Raw genomic sequence first — 20,609 nt, forward strand, 5'->3', positions numbered from 1 at the left:
TCCAATAGTTAATGTTTTATTAATCACTGTAATTATATTAAACATCGTTTAATGTAATTTTACCATTGTCTTGATTATAAGTAAATAGATTGAAACATATAATTTTTGCGTAATGACGATCCAAAGAGATTTCTAGAACTTCAACGAATAACTTACAGAGTCAGCCAAAAATAGCCTCTCCCATTATTAGGAAAGGCTATGCTTTGTTTTAAACTCATTAACTAATTGTATAAAAAGCATTTATTTCTACAAAGAAGCTATTACATTATAAACGCCATCTTCATTATTGCTTCCTGCAATAAAGTTAGCATGTTTTTTCACATCTTCTGGAGCATTCTTCATTGCATAACTATAATGTGCTGCTTTAAACATAGTCAAATCATTATAATAATCCCCAAAAACCATTGTGTTCTTTTGATTTATTTTAAATTTTTCTTGAATCATATTTATAGCCTTTCCTTTGCTTATACCTTTGTTCATTATATCTATCCACTTGTCGCCGGATACAACAAATTCAAGCTTATCACTCAAATTCCCCTTTACATAATCCACTATAGATGGTTTAACTCCATCAGTCATATAATAAGTAATCTTATATATTGGATTTTTTATTTCGCTAAAAGATTTTAATATTACCACAGGCACCTCAAAAGATGTAAAGTTATTCAACATATCTTCTGATGGATTTACTATATATGCCTCATTTTCTCCAGCTAAAAATAATTCCTCTCCTAGCTTTGGATTTAAATTCACCACAGAGTCTATTTCTTCTCTATCAATACTGCTTGAATACAACGTCTTACCCTTATTATTATACTTAACAAGGGCTCCATTATGAGCAATAAATATCATATCTGTATTGACCTTTTCAAAATTTTTGCTTAGTTGAGAGTAAAATCTGCCACTTGCTGCTGCAAATTTTATATCCTTTTCATTAAACATATGTATTAAATCAAATATTTTTTCATTTATATTTCCATTGTCATTTAATAAGGTACCATCCATATCTGTTGCGATGAGTTTTACCATAAGTATTTTCTCCTTTGTTTACCAGAGCATTCACGAAAACTCCTTAGAGCCTGTGATTTGAATGGAATAAACATACCCTCTACCATGATATATTTTACTCACATGTTATTACTCCGTTTTTTTATTTGATATATTTATAATAACATATGTTTATAAATAAAATAATCATGTATAACGATTTATCTATATTTTTTTCGACATATGCGTCCGCCACTAACTCATGACTGAAGTCACGAGAGTGCGTGGCGAGTCGGATGTTAAGAACATTTTTAGTACAACTTAAAATATTACATAATTTACTTATTGTTGAATAATTATTTTAATTTTATATAAAAGATAATGGAATATGATCTTCTCGAACGAAGGAGAGATATGCTTATGATAATATCTTGACCAATAGGACTGCATAATTCGGATTATTATGTTACAATATGTAATAATCAGTGTTGAAATAACTTTAGGAGGGTATACAATGCTTGGTATCATAATTTGTGAAGATAATGAACATCAAAAAAAACAAATTGAAAACATTATAAAAGATGAATTAATAAATTTGAAAATTGATTTAGAAATAGAATTATCAACAAGAAAATATGAAGAAGTCATTGCTTATGTAAAAAGCAATAAAGAGAGAATCTTTATTTATTTTCTTGATGTAGACCTAAAAGATCAAATATCAGGAATAGAACTTGCTAAGATTATAAGAAAGTATGATTCAAAAGGATATATTGTTTTTATTACAGCACATTCTGAGATGTCTCTTTTAACTTTCAAATATAAAGTACAAGCTTTAGATTATATTTTAAAAGGTGATATTAAAAGTATTAAGAATAAAATTAATGAGTGTATTTTAGAATCATGTAATGATTACAACAAAAATAATACTAAAGAAAAAGTAACTATAGCGATAAATTTAGGAAATAGAATAACTAATTTCTCTTTATGCGACATGTTATTTTTTGAAACAACAACTATAACTCATAAATTGAGGCTCCATACAAATAATGGACAATTTGAGTTTTATGGAAAATTGAAAGATTTTGAGGTTGAATTAAACTCATGTTTTTATAAAGCTCATAAATCATATTTGGTAAACATAACTAACATAAACTCAATTGATAAACAAAATCGTATTATATATTTTGTAAATGATGAAACTTGTTTTGTTTCTGCAATGTATCTAAAGGGACTGATAAAAAAATGCTTAGCTTAGTTTTAAATATAAGTACTATAATTTCTACTATTGTAATGGTACTCTATTTATATCCAATTTTTTTATAAGTCATTTAAATATCTTCATAAAATTATTCATGATAAATCTATTTATTGTATTAAATTCTTTAGTTTTAATAATTATACTTACAGAATTAAATAATGAAAATGTAAAAAGAAATTTTGAACAAGAATGCAGAAACGAAGAATTGTCTAAACTTATGGAATACACAAATATGTTAGAATATGTTTCAAAAGACTACGAATCTTTAAACATGATTATAAATATTTTAAATTATTCACTTTATTCCTTTAATAAACAAATTGAATATATATAAATAAGGAGTTTAGTTGGTTAACCAGCGTACATCATAAATTTTCATCCATTACTCTTTATATTATTTTTATCATGAGAAAATACCACTTTTATTTTTTAGTGGTATTTCCTCGTGAATTAACTAATTGATTCATGCTTTATTTTCACCACGATGATATATGGTAGCACAAGAGTATCGCACAATAACATAACGGTAACTAATTGATGACCATAAACTGTTTTACCTTTTAAATGAGAATGGTGGAATCCACATTTTTCATTTGAAGTTTAAATGTTATCCCTCACTAAATTTAGTCTCTAATATGTTGAATTCATCTTGTAAGATTTTTTCTAAATTATTAATGCATTTCTTATAAATAGGAAATGATATAACTAGATAGTTTGAATAACAATTAACAAAAATTTCTGTTGCCCTTCTTATCTTATCTAAACTTAACATTTTTTGTACTATATCATATGTTAATTCAAAAATACCATGATAATTGATTGACAAAACAGATGCAGTTAATAAATAAAAATCTTGCTGTTGCCTGTTAAAAAGTTCTAAATAATTAATATTTTCATCTTTTTTAATATTTTGAACTTTTTCTACGTATTTTTGCATATCGCATTTAATTGCATCTTGTGAGCAATCTATTAATATTGGTAATATATCTAAAAATTCACCCATTGTATTGGTATAATTTCTCTCCTTACCTCTTCTATCTTCTTGTAAAATAAACATTGGTATAATAGTTTTATCTAGTGAGATTAATTGATTCTCCCTTGCTACAATTCTCAATACATGAGTTAATAAATTCCATGGCTTTTCTTTTAAAACCTTCAACGATTTTGGTCCCATTTTTATTGTTAAAAGTATTGATTTTTCGAGATTATTATCTATATTACCTCGAACATATTCATTAACATTTTCTATAAAATCTTCAATTTTTAATTCTGCCATATATCCAATATTTTTTGTAAATCCATTACAATTTTTAATCTCTTCAATATAATTTTTATACGTTGTTTTAATTAATGTTTCAGTTGAATTAGATTTAATTAAATCATTTAACCTATCATTTAAAATTTGTGTACTGGCTTTATCCCATCCACTATGATGTGCTATAATATGGAGTTTATGACATACTTCCGACTCTCTAGTAATCACCATTCTAATCAAATTATTTCGACCATCACAGTTACCTTCTCCATTTTTCATTCCGTAAATATCTTTATGAATGGTAGTGATATATTCATAGGAACTGTATCTTAAGTCAACATATGGAACATACCATGAAGTATCATATTTATGTTCGGAAATAATATATTCTCTATCACACTTCTCATATGAACTTCTTAATACACTTTGTTCTTGAACAACTAATTTAACTGCTTCCATAATTTTATCTTGGGTATAAATTCCATTAATTGTTATCACTTCTTCTATTATAGTGCCCGTTGCTTCAAGAAAAGATTTTTGCATACAAGAAGCTATATATTGGTCTATAATTTTGTTATTCAAATTATTATTAAAGTTCTTTAATTCAATCTGTGAAAAATCTTTATTGCTTAAAGAGTTATTATCGCTACACATCTCTCTAAACATCTTTTCATCCATTATGCTTTGTGAGAGTTGATGTTTTCTCATATTAATACAGTAATGTGGCATATGTTTTATTGACAATTTTTCAGTTATTGTGTTAATAATTTCATTTCTGATTTTTTGATCCATGTTTTCTACAAATAATATAGAATATGCTTGCTTATCTACACTAATAACCTTAAGAATACTATCAACACTAAATCTTGACCAAATAAACTGATTCATATCGAAATTATTGTAACTATTATTCATTTCTAGTCCATTTACTTCTATACTCTCTCTTTTTCTTACCTTTACACAGTGCCCTATTATATCAAGTAATTGTTTTTCATACTGTCTTTTGAAATCTTCTATGAAACATTTACTGAATCTCTCCTTATCAAAATTGATAAGGAGATTAAGTTCTTTGTTAATAATAGCACCATTAACTGAAATAGGTGTTCCAAATCTATTTTTTTCTGATATCTCTTGTCCACAAGAGATATTGCTTAATAAAAAATCCTCAGTATTATTTTCCTGTCCAAATTCCCCTAAATAATTAAATGTGATATCAGGCTCTATTCCCTCCAGCACATCATCTCCTAATACTTTTAGCACTCCATATCCAATTCCATGATTAGGAATTTTTCTTAGAGTCTCTTTTATTTTACATATGTCCTTTACTATTGTTTCTCCGATTTCATTTATTGCTACAGGATAAACGCTTGTAAACCATCCTACAGTTCTGTCAATTGCCATGGAGAACCCTATTGGCTCTCTTCCATGCCCTTCAACGCTTACAGACACACTCTTAATTCCTGTAACTTTATTAACTGCTCTAAATAATGCTGTTAAAAGCAAATCGTTAATTTCTGTCCCATAAGCTCGTCCCGCTTTATATAGTAAATCATTTGTTTGTTCACTAGTTAAATGAACAATAACATCATTTATTCCATGTTCGACTTCATTTACTGTAAATCCCATCTTACTCTCTTTAACCTTTTGTTCAATATCTTTCCAATAAACAATCTCTTTCTTCAAATCATTGCTCTCTCTATATCTTCTTAATGTCTCACTCCATTTCTTGAATGAAACAGTTTTTGCTGGAAGTATAATTTCTTTTTTCTCTTTTGATGCTAAATATCCTCTGCTTAAGTCTTCTAAAATGATTCGCCACGACACTCCATCTACCACTAAATGATGAATGGAAATGAATAAATAGTCTTTGTATTCTGTACAGAATACTCCTACTTTCATTAATGGTCCAGTTGAAATATTAATACTCGATTGTATTTCATTTGCACTTTCATCTATTTTTCTGTATAATATTTCTTCTTCTTTAATATCAGAAAAATCATAATACTTAAAGTTATACAAGCTACCTTCAGAATTTGACCTTATTGTTAGTTCATCATCTTTGTACACTGCTCTAAGTATATCATGATGCTCTACAATTGCTGTGAGTGCCTTTTTAAGACTTTCTTGCTTTATTCTTTCTTTACTTTCAAGAATAAAGGATTGATTAAAATGATTTGGAACTTCAAGCTTATTTGTAAAGATGTCTATTTGTATTGGTGTTAACCCAACTTTACCTACTATTTCTGATTGTTCTGCATTACTTATTTCTACTTTACTAATTCCTGTACAAATTGCTCGAATAGTTCTATCTCTCATAATATTTCTTATACCTATCTCATAACCGTATTCTCGCAGTTTCGATATCATACGAATGGCTTTAATTGAGTCTCCCCCTAATTCAAAGAAACTGTCATCAATTCCTACTTTTTTTACTCCTAATACTTCAGACCATACCTTTACCATTTTCTCTTCTATTTCATTTCTTGGTACTGCATATTCTACTCCTGTACTTATTTCTCCATCTGGCTCTGGCAGTGCTTTTCTATCTATCTTTCCATTTGGTGTTAGTGGTATCTTCTCTATCTGTATAAAATACGCCGGTATCATGTAGTCTGGTAGTTCTTTTGACAAACTTTCTCTTAATTCTGCTACTGTCATTTCTTTTTTAAATACTATATATGCACATAAGTATTTATTCCCTTTTTTGTCTTCTCTATCTACTACTACTGCTTCTTTTATATTTTCTTGCCTTAATAACTGATTTTCTATTTCACCAAGTTCTATTCTAAATCCTCTTATTTTCACCTGATGATCTCTTCTACCTAAAAATTCAATATATCCTTCTTTACGAAATCTCCCCCAATCTCCAGTACTATACAATTTACCAAACTCAGGATGATTAATAAACGCATTTTTCGTCTTTTCTATATCATTCATATACCCTTTTGCTAATCCAATTCCTCCAATATATAACTTTCCAGGGATTCCAAATGGACATAACTTCATTTCTTTATTTAACACATAGAAACTTTGATTAGATAAAGGCATTCCATATGGAATGCTATTCCATTCGATTTTAACCTCCGTAACCGGATAATAGATAGACCAAATAGAAGCTTCTGTTGCACCACCTAAACTTATTATTGCTGCATTTGGAAAATATTTTTTTATTTTTCCAGGCAATTTTAAAGGAATCCAATCTCCACTTAACATTACTAGTCTCAAATTTTCATTTTTAAATGGCTCTGTTATACTTTCTATTAACATATCCATAATAGCAGGAACTGAGTTCCATATAGTTATACTTTTATCCTTTAATACTTCAATAATTTTATTTACATCTCGTTGATCTTTAATTTGCACAAGCTTTGCTCCTGTACTCAAAGCCCCAAAGATATCATATACTGATAGATCAAAACACACAGAAGAAAGTCCTATGATTTTATCATTTTCTTTTACTGCAAATTTACTATTTATATCCTGTATTGTATTTAACACTGCCTCATGCGTAATTACAACACCTTTAGGTTTTCCAGTACTCCCTGATGTATAGATTATATAAGCTAAATCTTGGGGTATATTTACTTTCCCCAAATTCTCTTTATCAGTATTATAGATTTCAGTATTATCCATGTCTATTATTTCTACCTCAATGTTAAATAGATCCATATATGCTGACTTTGTAATAAGTATAGAAGACTTACTGTTTTCCAATATGTATTTTATTCTCTCTTGTGGGTAACTTGGTTCTATTGGTAAATAGGCTCCTCCAGCTTTTAAAATTGCAAGTATTCCTACTATCATCTCCGGAGAACTCTCTATCATTATTCCTACTACACTGTCTGGTTTAACGCCTTTTTCCCTCAATATTCTTGCCAAACAATTGGCTTTCTCATTTAGTTCTCTATAAGTTAGCTTCTCATCTTCAAATACTACTGCTATATTATCTGGCGTTTTTTCAACCTGTTCCTCAAACAATTCATATATTGTTTTATCTTTTTGATATTCTGCCTTCGTATTGTTAAAATCTACTAGTATCTTTATCTTTTCTTCTTCTGAAATCATCTCTATCTCTGATATCTTTATTTCTGGATTCTCTGATACTTCTTTTAATATATTTATAAAGTGTTGTATTACTCTTTCTATTGTTTCTCTCTTAAACAACTTTGTGCAGTATTCTATGTTGAATGATATTTCTCCTTTTGCTTCTATTGCTGATAATGTAATATCAAACTTAGACATTTTATATTCAAAGCTATATGGTTTGAATTTTAAGCTATCAATATCTATACCGTAAACATCAGTATTCTGTAATACAAACATAGCATCAAATAGTGCATTTCTACTTAAATCTTTTCTTATATCTAACTTTTTTACTAATTCATCAAATTGATAATCTTGATTTTCGTATGCCTTTAATGCATTTTTCTTTACATCCTGCAAAAAATCTTTAAAGGTTTTATCTGCTTTTGGATAGTTCCTCATTGCAAGAGTATTTACAAACACGCCTACTATTTTTTGTAAATCGGCATGTGGTCTTCCCTCTATTGGTGAGCCTACTATTATATCTTCTTGTCCACTATATCTTGATAGCAGTATATTGTATGTTGACAATAATGTCATATACAATGTTGTTCCATTATCCATTCCTATTTTCTTTGCCTTTTCTGTTATATATTTATCAATCTTAAATCCTATACTTTCTCCTTCGAAGCTTTTCATTGTAGGTCTTTTATAATCTGTTGGCATGTCTAATACAGGTATTTTCTTCTTAAATACATTTTTCCAATACTCTTCTTGGTTTTTCATATTTTCTGAGCTTAAAGCTTCATTTTGCCATGCTGAATAGTCTTTATATTGTATTTTTAATTTTTTTAATTCTTCTCCTTTGTAAAGCTTTGAGAATTCTTCTATAATAATTCCTATAGATGTACCATCTGATATTATATGATGCATATCTATCATTAATATATGTTTTTCTTCTTCTATTTTTATTAGTTTCACTCTTAATAAAGGTGCTTTTGATAGATCAAATGGTTTTATAAAGCTTTTTACTATTATTTTTATTGTTTCTTCTTCTTCTTTCTTTAATTCTATGTATTCTAAATAAAATTCTACCTCTTTGTGTATTTTTTGTACTATTTCTTTATCTCTTAATTCAAAAGAAGTTCTAAATGCTTCATGCCTTTCAACAAGCTTTCTAAATGTTTCTTCTACTTTTTCTTTTTCTAAATTTCCTTCTACTACCATTACTGATGGCATATTGTAGCTTGTTTTTTCTTTTTCAAACTGATTTAATGTAAATAACCTCTTTTGTGCTGAAGATGCTTTTATTCTAAATATCAAACTCATAGTACTTCCTTCTCCCATTTTTCTTCTACCACTTTTATTGATGAGTATATGCTTTCCTTTGATTTGCTTATATATTCTCCTATCTGTCTTATAGTTGTATTACTAAATACCTCACCTACAGGCACTTCTACATTTAGCTCTTTATGTATCATTGACACTACCTGTATAGCCTTTAGTGAATGTCCTCCTAATACAAAAAAATTATCATCAATACCTATTCCTTCTACTCCTAGTACTTCACTCCATACCTTTACTAGCTTCTCTTCTGTCTCATTTGTTGCTGATGCATACTCTACTCCTGTGTTTATTTCTCCATCCGGCTCTGGTAATGCTTTCCTATCTATCTTTCCATTTGGTGTTAGTGGCATCCTCTCTATTTGCATAAAATATGCTGGAATCATGTACTCTGGTAATTCTTTTTTCAACCCTTCTCTTAATTCTGCTACCGTCATTTCTTCATCACATGCTATATACGCACATAAGTATTTATTTCCTTGATTATCTTGTCTATCTACTACTACTGCCTCTTTTATATTTTTATGCTTTAATAACTGATTCTCTATTTCACCAAGTTCTATTCTAAAGCCTCTTATTTTTACTTGATTATCTGTTCTTCCTATAAATTCTATATTTCCATCAGGTAGCCATCTTGCAAAATCTTCTGTGTGATACATTTTAGTACCTAATTTAAATGGATTTCCTACGAACTTTTCATCTGTCAATTCTTGTTTATTTATATATCCTCTTGATACCCCATCTCCACTTATGAATAACTCTCCTACTACTCCTACCTGAACTATTTTTAAATATTTATTTAAAATATAAATATTAGTATTTCCTACACTTCTTCCTATTAGTACATTTCTATTTTGAGGCTCATTTTTAGTTACCTTATAAAAAGTTGAACATATAGTTGTTTCAGTAGGTCCATAACCATTTACTATCTCTAAGTCTTTATTTAGAGTATAAAATTTATTTAATGTCTCGCCTCTTATTGCTTCAACACCAACCAGTAATTTCCTTAGCTTTACCTTTCTCTTATTCATCTTTAAATTTTCATAGACTTCTAATAACAGAGACGGTGGAATATACGTAAACGTTATTTGATTATTAACTATTAATTTTGCTATTTCAATAGGATCAAAGGTCTTTTGTTTATGATTAATAACTAAAGTTGCTCCACTGATTAATGACACAAAGAACTCGCATACACTTACATCAAACACATAGTTTGTTAATGATAAAATCCTATCATTTGAATTAAAACCCTTATCAAATTGTTTAGCTAAGGAATGTATAAAGTTATTAAGGTTAAAATGCTCTATCATCGCCCCCTTAGGTTCACCAGTTGTACCTGAAGTATATATAATATACGCTAAATTACTTGATTGATTTACTTTCTCTAGATTACTTAAATTACCTTTAAATAAATATTTATCAACTAAATCTATAACTTCTCCATCAAACTCTATGTTATCTACTAATCTTTCTGCGCTTAATAATACTTTGACTTCACTATCCATTAGCATATACTCAATTCTTTCCTTTGGATGGCTTAGATCTATAGGTAGATATGCTCCCCCCGCTTTTAATATTCCCATTATCCCTATCATCATCTCCAGAGATCTTTCCACCATTATTCCTACTATAGAATCTGGCTCTACGCCCTTTTCTCTCAATATTCTTGCTAAACTATTTGCTTTCTCATTTAGTTCTCTATAAGTTAGCTTTTTATCTTCAAGTACTACTGCCATATTATCTGGTGATTTTTCTACCTGTTCTTCGAACAATTCATGAATTGTTTTATCCTTTGGATACTCTGCTTTTGTATCATTGAACTCTACTAATATTTTTGTCTTTTCCTCTTCTGAAAGCATATCTATTTCTGATATCTTTATTTCTGGATTCTCTGATACCTCTTTTATGACATGTTTTATATGACCTGCTATCATATTTACATACTTATCATCATAAATAGATGCATTATAATTTAATTTTATAAATATTTCATCAGTCATTCCAATTATAATATTAAAATTATAATTAGTTTGTTCAACAACTTCATCCATTTGTATTTTAAAATCTAATTTTTTATTATGTTCAATCACTGGATAATTTTCAAATACCATTATATTATCTATTAATTTTTGTTTTATACTTGTATTTGATTGTACTTCTGCTAATGGCACATACTCATACTTTTTAGACTTAACATTAGCATCTTGTACTTCTTTTAATAATCCTATAAACCCCTTGTCTGTGCTACTTTTTATTCGTACTGGAACAGTATTTATAAACAACCCTGCCATATTTTCAATTCCATCAATTTCAGCCGGTCTACCTGACACTATGGCTCCAAACACAACATCATTTACATTATTATATCTTTGAAGTAATATTCCCCATATAGTTTGAAACACTGTGTTTACAGTTGCTTTATTCTTTCTTGCTATATTTTCTAACTTGTTTGTTGTTTCTTTATCTATAATAAATTTTATATCACTGTTTATGTACTTAACCTCTTTAACGGACTTAGCTAATTGTGAAATCTGCGCTTGTTGTTCGTAGTCTTCTAAGTATTTCTCCCAATATAAAAGAGCTTCTTTTTTATCTTGCTTTTCTAACCATTTTATATAATTACTGTACTCGTTTACTTTTTTAAACTTTATAGGCCTATTTTCCTTAAGCGCACTATATATATACATAAGCTCATTAAATATAATTGGAATACTCCATCCATCTAAAATTATGTGATGAAAACTTAATATAAAAATATACTTTTCTTCATCTGTTTTAATTATCGAAGCTCTTATTGAAATTTCCCTCGACAAGTTAAATCCTTTAACTGTATCCTTTTCTTTAAATTCCTTTATGAATATTACTTTCTCACTACTTCTTAAGGACGATATATCTTCAAAGCATATTTTTATTTTGGCTTTTTTTAGTACAATCTGTAAAGGTCTTTTTTTATCTTCATATATAAATAAGGTTCTTAAAACATCATATCTTTCAATGAGTTTATTTATACTTATTTCAAATAATTCCACTTCTAAGCTTCCAATTATTTTAGAAGATGATTGTTCAAAATATGAATTTTTATCATTACCCAATAATTTATGAAATAGCATACCTTCTTGCATTGGAGATAAGGGATATATATTTTTTATCATTTCATTATTACTCACTATTTATCATCTCCCATTTTTAATATATACCTTGCTTCAGTCTAACTGAAACACGAAGCAAGATATATTAGTAGTAATTTCAAATTGCACTTCAATAGAGATCAGATTTCATTAAATAAACTTCCAATTGTTAACTTTATATCTTGAAGTTCTTCAATAGAAACTTCTTTATAGTCCAAGTCACTTGGTGTCATTTCCGTCTCTTCTTTTTCAACACAATATTTAATAATATCTAGTAGTGCTTCTTTATAATTTTTAACAAGTTCTATAATTGTGCTCTCATCATACTCATCTTTATTATATTCAAAGTTTAAACACAATTCTCCCTTTACTACCATGCCATTTATGTCTATATCATATAAACGTTGACATTCCTTACCTATAGCATCTCCTGTAGGAATAAATGATGCATTAAACATTTCTTGGTTTACATCATTATCAAATTGGCCTAAATAATTAAAGCTTATTTGAGGGTTTTGTTTAAATTCTAAATCTTTTATATACTCATTAAGTGTTACATATTTTAATATATTGTATCCTACTCCCTTATTGGGAATTCTCCTTATACCATCCTTTGTTGATTTTATATAGTAATTTATATCCTCAGATTTTTCACAATCTAAAATTACAGGATAAGATGATGTAAACCATCCTATTGTTCTTGTTATATTCATATTAGGTATTATTTCTTCTCTTCCATGCCCTTCAATACTTACTAAGACTTTATTTTCACCTGTCCAATTTTTTATTGATAATCCTAGTGCAGCTAATAAAATATCATTTATTTCTGTATTATAAGCTCTATTTGTATCTGTTAATAGCTTATCTGTCTCTTCTTTTGATATTTTCATTTGTACCTTCTTAGAACTATACCAATTATTACTTGTAGTTTGATGATCTTTAGGAAGTTTTATTACTTCAGTATCTTCGACATTTTTCCAATACTCTATTTCCTCTAATAGTTTATTACTCTTAGCGTATTTTTGAATATTCTCTGACCATTCCTTAAATGAATGTGTTTTTATAGGTAGTTCTATTTTTTCTTTATTTACAGCACATCTATATCCTGCCGAAAAATCTTCAAGTAAAACTCTCCACGAAATACCATCCACTACTAAATGATGTATTACTATTAACAAATGATCTCCATCTTTAGTTTTAAACAACCCTAACTTTACAAGAGGTCCATCAATTAGATTTATACTTGACTGTATCTTTGTTGCCTCTTCTTCCATTTCTGCTTGATATGATTCTTTATTACCCAAATCCATAACTGATAAATCAAATAATTTATCTTCTACTCTCCTGTTGTACTGAATTAGCTTATTTTCTTCTTTTCTAATAACTATCCTTAATGCATCATGATGTTCAACTATTTTCGAAAATACCTTATCTATAATTTTTTCATCAAAACACTCTTTTGAGTACATCATAAATGCTTGGTTCCAATGATGCATATTGGTAAATTCCTGTTTAAAAAACCACCTTTGTATAGCAGTTAGTTCTACTTCTCCTTGTATAACTTTTTGATTTATTTGTTTATCCTCTTGCTTAGCATTTATACTTAATTCTCTTATTGTTGGATTTGCAAACAACTCACTAACTGTTATCTTCAAATTATATCTGCTTAAACGAGCGCAGACCTGTATAGCCTTAATTGAATCTCCCCCTAATTCAAAGAAACTGTCATCAATTCCTACTTTTTTTACTCCTAATACTTCAGACCATACCTTTACCATTTTCTCTTCTATTTCATTTCTTGGTACCGCATATTCTACTCCTGTACTTATTTCTCCATCTGGCTCTGGCAGTGATTTTCTATCTACCTTTCCATTTGGTGTTAACGGCAACTTTTCTATCTGTATAAAATATGATGGTATCATGTAGTCTGGTAGTTCTTTTGACAAACTTTCTCTTAATTCTGATAATGTCATTTCCTTTTTAAATACTATATATGCACATAAGTATTTATTCCCTTTTTTGTCTTCTCTATCTACTACTACTGCTTCTTTTATATTTTCTTGCCTTAATAACTGATTTTCTATTTCACCAAGTTCTATTCTAAAGCCTCTTATTTTCACCTGATGATCTCTTCTACCTAAAAATTCAATATATCCTTCTTTACGAAATCTCCCCCAATCTCCAGTACTATACAATTTACCCAACTCAGGATGATTAATAAACGCATTTTTCGTCTTTTCTATATCATTCATATACCCTTTTGCTAATCCAACTCCTCCAATATATAACTTTCCAGGGATTCCAAATGGACATAACTTCATTTCTTTGTTTAACACATAGAAACTTTGATTAGATAAAGGCATTCCATATGGAATGCTATTCCATTCGATTTTAACTTCCGTAACCGGATAATAGATAGACCAAATAGAAGCTTCTGTTGCACCACCTAAACTTATTATTGCTGCATTTGGAAAATATTTTTTTATTTTTCCAGGCAATTTTAAAGGAATCCAATCTCCACTTAACATTACTAGTCTCAAATTTTCATTTTTAAATGGCTCTGTTATACTTTCTATTAACATATCCATAATAGCAGGAACTGAGTTCCATATAGTTATACTTTTATCCTTTAATACTTCAATAATTTTATTTACATCTCGTTGATCTTTAATTTGCACAAGCTTTGCTCCTGTACTCAAAGCCCCAAAGATATCATATACTGATAGATCAAAACACACAGAAGAAAGTCCTATGATTTTATCATTTTCTTTTACTGCAAATTTACTATTTATATCCTGTATTGTATTTAACACTGCCTCATGCGTAATTACAACACCTTTAGGTTTTCCAGTACTCCCTGATGTATAGATTATATAAGCTAAATCTTGGGGTATATTTACTTTCCCCAAATTCTCTTTATCAGTATTATAGATTTCAGTATTATCCATGTCTATTATTTCTACCTCAATGTTAAATAGATCCATATATGCTGACTTTGTAATAAGTATAGAAGACTTACTGTTTTCCAATATGTATTTTATTCTCTCTTGTGGGTAACTTGGTTCTATTGGTAAATAGGCTCCTCCAGCTTTTAAAATTGCAAGTATTCCTACTATCATCTCCGGGGAACTCTCTATCATTATTCCTACTACACTGTCTGGTTTAACGCCTTTTTCCCTCAATATTCTTGCTAAACTATTGGCTTTCTCATTTAGTTCTCTATAAGTTAGCTTCTCATCTTCAAATACTACTGCTATATTATCTGGCGTTTTTTCAACCTGTTCCTCAAACAATTCATATATTGTCTTATATTTTTGATATTCTGCCTTTGTATCGTTAAAATCACATAATATCTGATGTTTTTCTTGTTCTGTAATTATTTCAATATCATTAATACTTTTTTCATCACTATCTATAATATGTTTAATTAAATATTGGATATGTGTAATTACATCTTTTATAGGCATAAATTTTTTAAATACTTCAATATTATAGTCAAAGTTAATCTCAACATCTTTACACTCGTCAAACTCTCGTATAAATACGCTCATGGAATTTCTTTCATGATGATTACTTAACGTTTTTATATCCGTTTTTGCCCCATTAAAATTTGCTGCGTAATTATGATGTTCATAGGATAAAGTTATATCAAATAAGCCGTCTTTTCTTTCTTTATAAATGCTACCGCAAATTTCACCAAAAGAAAGTTTTTGATGTCTGTAACACTCTCCTAATTCCATCCTTATTTCATTTATCATATATGAAAATGTCTTTTCTTTTATTATAGCTATCTTTAATGGTATAACATTGGCAAAATGTCCTACTATTTGCTTATTGCTAGCTTTTGTTCTGTTTAATATGGGAACTCCTATTACTACCTCTTCTTTATTGCAAACCTCTCCGAAATATACAGCTAATATACCAAGAAAAAAGTGAAATACGGAACATTTTCTTTTGTTAGAAAATTCAATTATTTCATCATACACTTTTCTTTCTATTACTAGGCTTTCTCTATTACTAACTATACCTCCATTACTATTCACACCCTTAGTAAATAGAGCTTCTGGAATATGTTTGAATTTATCCTTCCAAAACATTTTGTTTTTTAAATATGTATCTGATTCTTGGTATCTTTTATTTTCTTTTATAAATTCTAAATAGGAATACTTTTCTAACTTGCTTTTTGTCTCAGTTATATTGTTATAATTATTAACTGTCTCTTTAAATATTAGTGAAAATCCCCATCCATCTGATACTATATGATGCGATTCCATAAAGTAGAAATACTTATTATTATTTACTTTAATAAGAACAAATCGAAATAAATTCTCACCATTATCAAAAATAAATGGTTTTAAAAATTCCTTTTGCATCCAATTCAAAGAAAATTTCTCCGCATATTCTTTTATGGAAAAATCATAAAACGGTACCTCATATTTCAATTCTTTTAATATTTTCTGCGAAGGTTGTCCATCATTTTCAAATATTCTAATTCTTAAACTATCATTGTCTTCAATTAGCTTTTGTACCGATTTTTGAAACATTTGGTATTCGATAGGACCATTAATATTTGCATAACCACCAATATTATATATTGGTTTATCTTTATATAAGCATTGTTCAACCCATACATCTTTTTGATATAAACTTAACGGATAAATTTGTATTTCTTCTTTATTTAATTGTTTTTTTACCATTTTTATACCACCTATTCTTCTTATTCAGTGATTAACCACTCCTTCTATGAACTACAATATGCTGCTTGCTCATTGCACTCCATACTAAATAATAGTTTTGTAAGACATGTTAATACTCTTTCATACATAGGGCATTACTTTATAATAATCATTTTACACAGATGTACAAATAGTGTAAACTCTATTACCATGAAATACATATTTTAGACCATAAGTCGTTATATAATTTAAATTTGTTAGCTTTGAGACAAAAAAATGTATTCACGATATATTATTCAACTTAAAATATCACATGATTTTTCAGGCGGTAGCCTGCTATTCTAAAAGCGTAAAAAATGAAATTAAGGACTATGCGAACTATTATAATAAAGATAGATATCAATGGACTCTAAAAAAGCCCCTATGGATTTCTTTAGGCATTGTGGATTTGACATATCTATAATAGAAAAGCGAAACCCAGTCAATACGCTGGCTCGCTGGAGAAAAATCTATGATCATTTGGGGGAAGCTGGATTAATAAATGAACGAATCACAAACGTATAAGAAGGCTTATGAAAAAATATAGTTTAATTACTAAGGTAGGAAGGGCAAAGACTTATGCTAAGATGTTAAAAGCAAACCATGAACATAAAACACTATCAAACCTATTAAAACGAGAATTTAAACAATATCAGATTGAGTATAGTGTTAAAAACGCTTAATAGGTTAGAATGCAACCTTAATTTGGAAGATAATTCAGATACAATTATACACCCTGATCAAGGATTTCATTATACAAATGCAGATTTTCAATCTCGTGTTAAAGAATTAGGACTGACACAATCAAAGTCTAGAAAAGGTAATTGTTTAGATAATGCTCCTATGGAATCATTTTTCGGGCATATGAAAGACGAGATGGAATATAAACAAGCTATGTCATTCGGTGAGTTAGTAGGAATAGTTGATAGTTATATGAGTTACTATAATAATGACAGATACCAGTGGGGATTAAATAAAATGAGCCCTGCTCAATACAGGACTCACTTTTTAGTGCTAACATAGGTCATTTTTTTTAAACTGTCTAGTTTATGGGTTATATTTCACAATACAGAAACCATCTTCCAAATATAGCATATGCTTTTTTTATATATTTGTAACGCTTTTGCAAAGCTCTCTTAAATTTTTATTGAAAGCGTATTTTTCTTATATCATTACTTTACATATATTGTTTGTGAATTCTACCGGATCGTTAATCGGTAATCCTTCAATAAGTAGCGCCTGATTATATAATATATTAGTATATAAATCTAACTTAACTTTATCTTTTTCGAAAGATTCCTTAAGTACTTTAAACATATCATTATTTATATTTATTTCTAAAACCTTATCTGCTTTTATGTTTTCATTGTTAGGCATAGAATTTAATGTTTTTTCCATTTCTATTGTAAGGTCACCATCATTTGATAAACATACTGGGTAGTTCTTAAGTCTTTTTGATGCCCTAACATCCTTAACTCTACCTGTTAAAACACTTTTCATATGTTCAAATAATTCTTTATTGTCTTTTTCATCAGTGCTAGAAGGATTTTCTTTTTCATCTACTTCTATACCTAAGTCACCACTTGATACAGATTTAAATTCCTTTTCTTTGTACTTCATTATCATTTTCACAGCGAATTCGTCTACCTCATCCGTGAAATATAAAATTTCGAATCCCTTATCTGATACCATTTCAATTTGTGGTAATTTTTCAATTCGCGCGTTTGATTCTCCTGAAGCATAATAAATATATTTTTGATCCTCTGGCATTCTAGAAACATATTCATCTAAAGTAACATTCTTTTTCTCCTTTGATGAATAAAACAACAATAAATCTTGCAAAACATCTTTGTTACTTCCAAAATCGCTATAAATACCATACTTCAATTGTCTTCCAAATGCTTCATAAAATTCTTCATATTTTTCTCTTTCATTTTTAAGTAAACTATCTAACTCATTTTTAATTTTAGTTTTAATGTTTTTAGCTATAAGTTTAAGTTGTCTATCATGTTGCAGTACTTCTCTAGATATGTTAAGCGACAGATCTTCTGAATCAACTATTCCTTTTACAAAACTAAAATAGTCAGGCAATAAATCTGCACACTTATCCATGATTAAAACACCACTTGAATATAATTCTAAGCCTTTTTCATATTCTTTTGTATAGAAATCATAAGGCGTTTTTTCTGGAATATATAAAATTGAATTATAACTTATAACACCATCAACACTAATATGGATATGCCTTGCTGGTTTGTCAAATCCATAGTGCTTTTCAGCGTAAAAATTATCATAATCTTCATCAGTAAGTTCGCTTTTATTTTTTCTCCATATAGGAACCATGCTGTTTACAGTCTTTTCCTCAACGAAGTCTTCGTAGTCTGTTTCACTACCTTCTTTAAGTCTTGACTGACTTATATCCATTTTAATTGGATACCTAATGAAATCGGAGTATTTCTTTACAATAGATTTTAGTCCATTTTCATCAAGAAATTCATCAAAGTTATCATCTTCTGTATTCTCTTTTATTTTAAGTATAATTTCTGTTCCAACAGTATCTTTTGCGCAAGGTTCTATGGTATAACCCTCTGCACCATTAGATTCCCATTTATGTGCTTCATCACTACCAAAAACTTTACTTATAACAGTAATATTATCTGCTACCATAAATGCAGAATAAAATCCCACTCCAAATTGTCCAATTATGTCGTACCCATCTTTTATTTCATTTTCTTTTTTGAATGCTAAAGAGCCACTTTTAGCTATAACTCCTAGGTTATCACTAAGTTCAGCTTCTGTCATTCCAATTCCTGTATCAGAAATTTTTATTGTTCTAGTTAACTTATCACTGGCTATTGTAATATAGTAATTACCCTTATCAAAATTCAATGAATCATCCGCTAATGTCTTATAATAAATTTTATCAATAGCATCACTAGCATTAGAGATAAGTTCTCTTAAAAAAATATCCCTATGAGTATATATTGAATTTACCATCATATCCAGAATTCTCTTAGACTCCGTTTTAAACTGCTTTTTTTCCAATTAAAATTTCCCCTTTCGTACCAAATCTTCTTATTTTTTATTTTGTTAGCACTCTATGTTATCGAGTGCTAACGCTAGTTATAAACTACACCTTTTTTTATAATTTGTCAACGTACATAATATATTTTTCTTCCATCTCAAACATTTATTAATTTACTCTCTCCATTTTAAATATAGATAATTTGTTGTTTTGAATTTAATCTTATATATATATTACTTTATTTGAATTCATTTCACAATAATAATTTCCATATTACTCAATGCTAAATGATAAAATACTTGTTTACAATTATTTTTCAACGATACTGTTTAATAATCAACAGCTTTTTTTCTGTGTTAAGTTATTTAATTAACGACATCTCATTTATATATATTTCTATGATATTATTCACTACATCGTAAATATCACTAGTATTCATAACCTCATAGTCACAATATTGTTTGTACAAGTGACCTCTCTCCTCAAACAATCTATAAAGCTTAGATGGATCTTTTGCTAGTAAGGGGCGGGTCTCAACATCTATATCCGCTACTATATTTTCAATAGGACGGTTTATGTAAATTATAATACCATTTTTCTTTAAATTTAAAATATTTTCATGTTTTTTAATCACTCCACCGCCAGTTGAAATAATTACTCGATTTTTTTTAGATAATTTCTCAACTACTTTAGATTCTATGTCTCTAAATCCAGCCTCACCATTTTTAAACATTTCAGTAATCGTAAGATTTGTACTAGCTTCAATATATGCATCTATGTCTATAAATGCCATTTCTATCTTTTCTGCGATTATTTCTCCAATGACACTTTTACCACAACCGGGCATCCCAATTAAAACTATATTTTTCAT

At 28.6% G+C, this 20,609-nt stretch carries 10 protein-coding genes; 4 read left to right on the top strand and 6 right to left on the bottom strand.

Annotated elements, in window-relative coordinates; genetic code table 11:
• Positions 1 to 246 precede the first annotated feature (246 nt).
• A complete protein-coding gene (locus ACWJJ2_RS04970; RefSeq protein WP_462953935.1) occupies positions 247 to 1,029 on the bottom strand; it encodes an HAD family hydrolase in 783 nt (260 codons plus the stop codon).
• A gap of 472 nt (positions 1,030 to 1,501) precedes the next feature.
• Between ACWJJ2_RS04970 and ACWJJ2_RS04975 the strand changes: the two genes are divergently transcribed.
• Positions 1,502 to 2,242, top strand: coding sequence for a LytR/AlgR family response regulator transcription factor (locus ACWJJ2_RS04975; protein WP_216304038.1), 741 nt, complete (start codon positions 1,502 to 1,504; stop codon positions 2,240 to 2,242).
• 97 nt (positions 2,243 to 2,339) lie between these two features.
• Positions 2,340 to 2,579 (top strand): hypothetical protein, encoded by a 240-nt coding sequence (locus tag ACWJJ2_RS04980; RefSeq protein ID WP_216304039.1) that lies wholly within the window; start codon positions 2,340 to 2,342, stop codon positions 2,577 to 2,579.
• A gap of 273 nt (positions 2,580 to 2,852) precedes the next feature.
• On the opposite strand, the gene ACWJJ2_RS04985 is transcribed toward ACWJJ2_RS04980, so the two are convergent.
• From ACWJJ2_RS04985 to ACWJJ2_RS04995, 3 genes are all read right to left on the bottom strand, one after another.
• Entirely contained in the window at positions 2,853 to 8,852 is a 6,000-nt protein-coding gene (locus ACWJJ2_RS04985) for an amino acid adenylation domain-containing protein (RefSeq protein WP_462953936.1), read from the bottom strand.
• Positions 8,849 to 12,037 (bottom strand): non-ribosomal peptide synthetase, encoded by a 3,189-nt coding sequence (locus ACWJJ2_RS04990; protein ID WP_462953937.1) that lies wholly within the window; start codon positions 12,035 to 12,037, stop codon positions 8,849 to 8,851. Before ACWJJ2_RS04990 ends, ACWJJ2_RS04985 begins: the two co-directional genes overlap by 4 nt.
• 101 nt (positions 12,038 to 12,138) lie before the next feature.
• On the bottom strand, positions 12,139 to 16,695 hold the full coding sequence (locus ACWJJ2_RS04995; RefSeq protein WP_462953938.1) for an amino acid adenylation domain-containing protein: 4,557 nt from the start codon (positions 16,693 to 16,695) through the stop codon (positions 12,139 to 12,141).
• A gap of 292 nt (positions 16,696 to 16,987) precedes the next feature.
• Here ACWJJ2_RS04995 and ACWJJ2_RS05000 point away from each other — a divergent pair, with 292 nt between their 5' ends.
• Positions 16,988 to 17,137 carry an IS3 family transposase gene (locus tag ACWJJ2_RS05000; protein ID WP_369811885.1) on the top strand — a complete coding sequence of 50 codons (150 nt, stop codon included), beginning with the start codon at positions 16,988 to 16,990 and terminating at the stop codon, positions 17,135 to 17,137.
• Positions 17,138 to 17,379: 242 nt separating this feature from the next.
• Positions 17,380 to 17,736, top strand: a complete 357-nt coding sequence (locus ACWJJ2_RS05005) for an IS3 family transposase (RefSeq protein WP_258280761.1) — start codon at positions 17,380 to 17,382, stop codon at positions 17,734 to 17,736.
• Between the two features lie 141 nt (positions 17,737 to 17,877).
• On the opposite strand, the gene htpG is transcribed toward ACWJJ2_RS05005, so the two are convergent.
• Entirely contained in the window at positions 17,878 to 19,758 is a 1,881-nt protein-coding gene (gene htpG / locus ACWJJ2_RS05010; protein WP_216304044.1) for a molecular chaperone HtpG, read from the bottom strand.
• Between the two features lie 341 nt (positions 19,759 to 20,099).
• Positions 20,100 to 20,609 (bottom strand): shikimate kinase, encoded by a 510-nt coding sequence (locus tag ACWJJ2_RS05015; protein ID WP_216304045.1) that lies wholly within the window; start codon positions 20,607 to 20,609, stop codon positions 20,100 to 20,102.

Source organism: Clostridium sp. CM039, assembly GCF_055081075.1.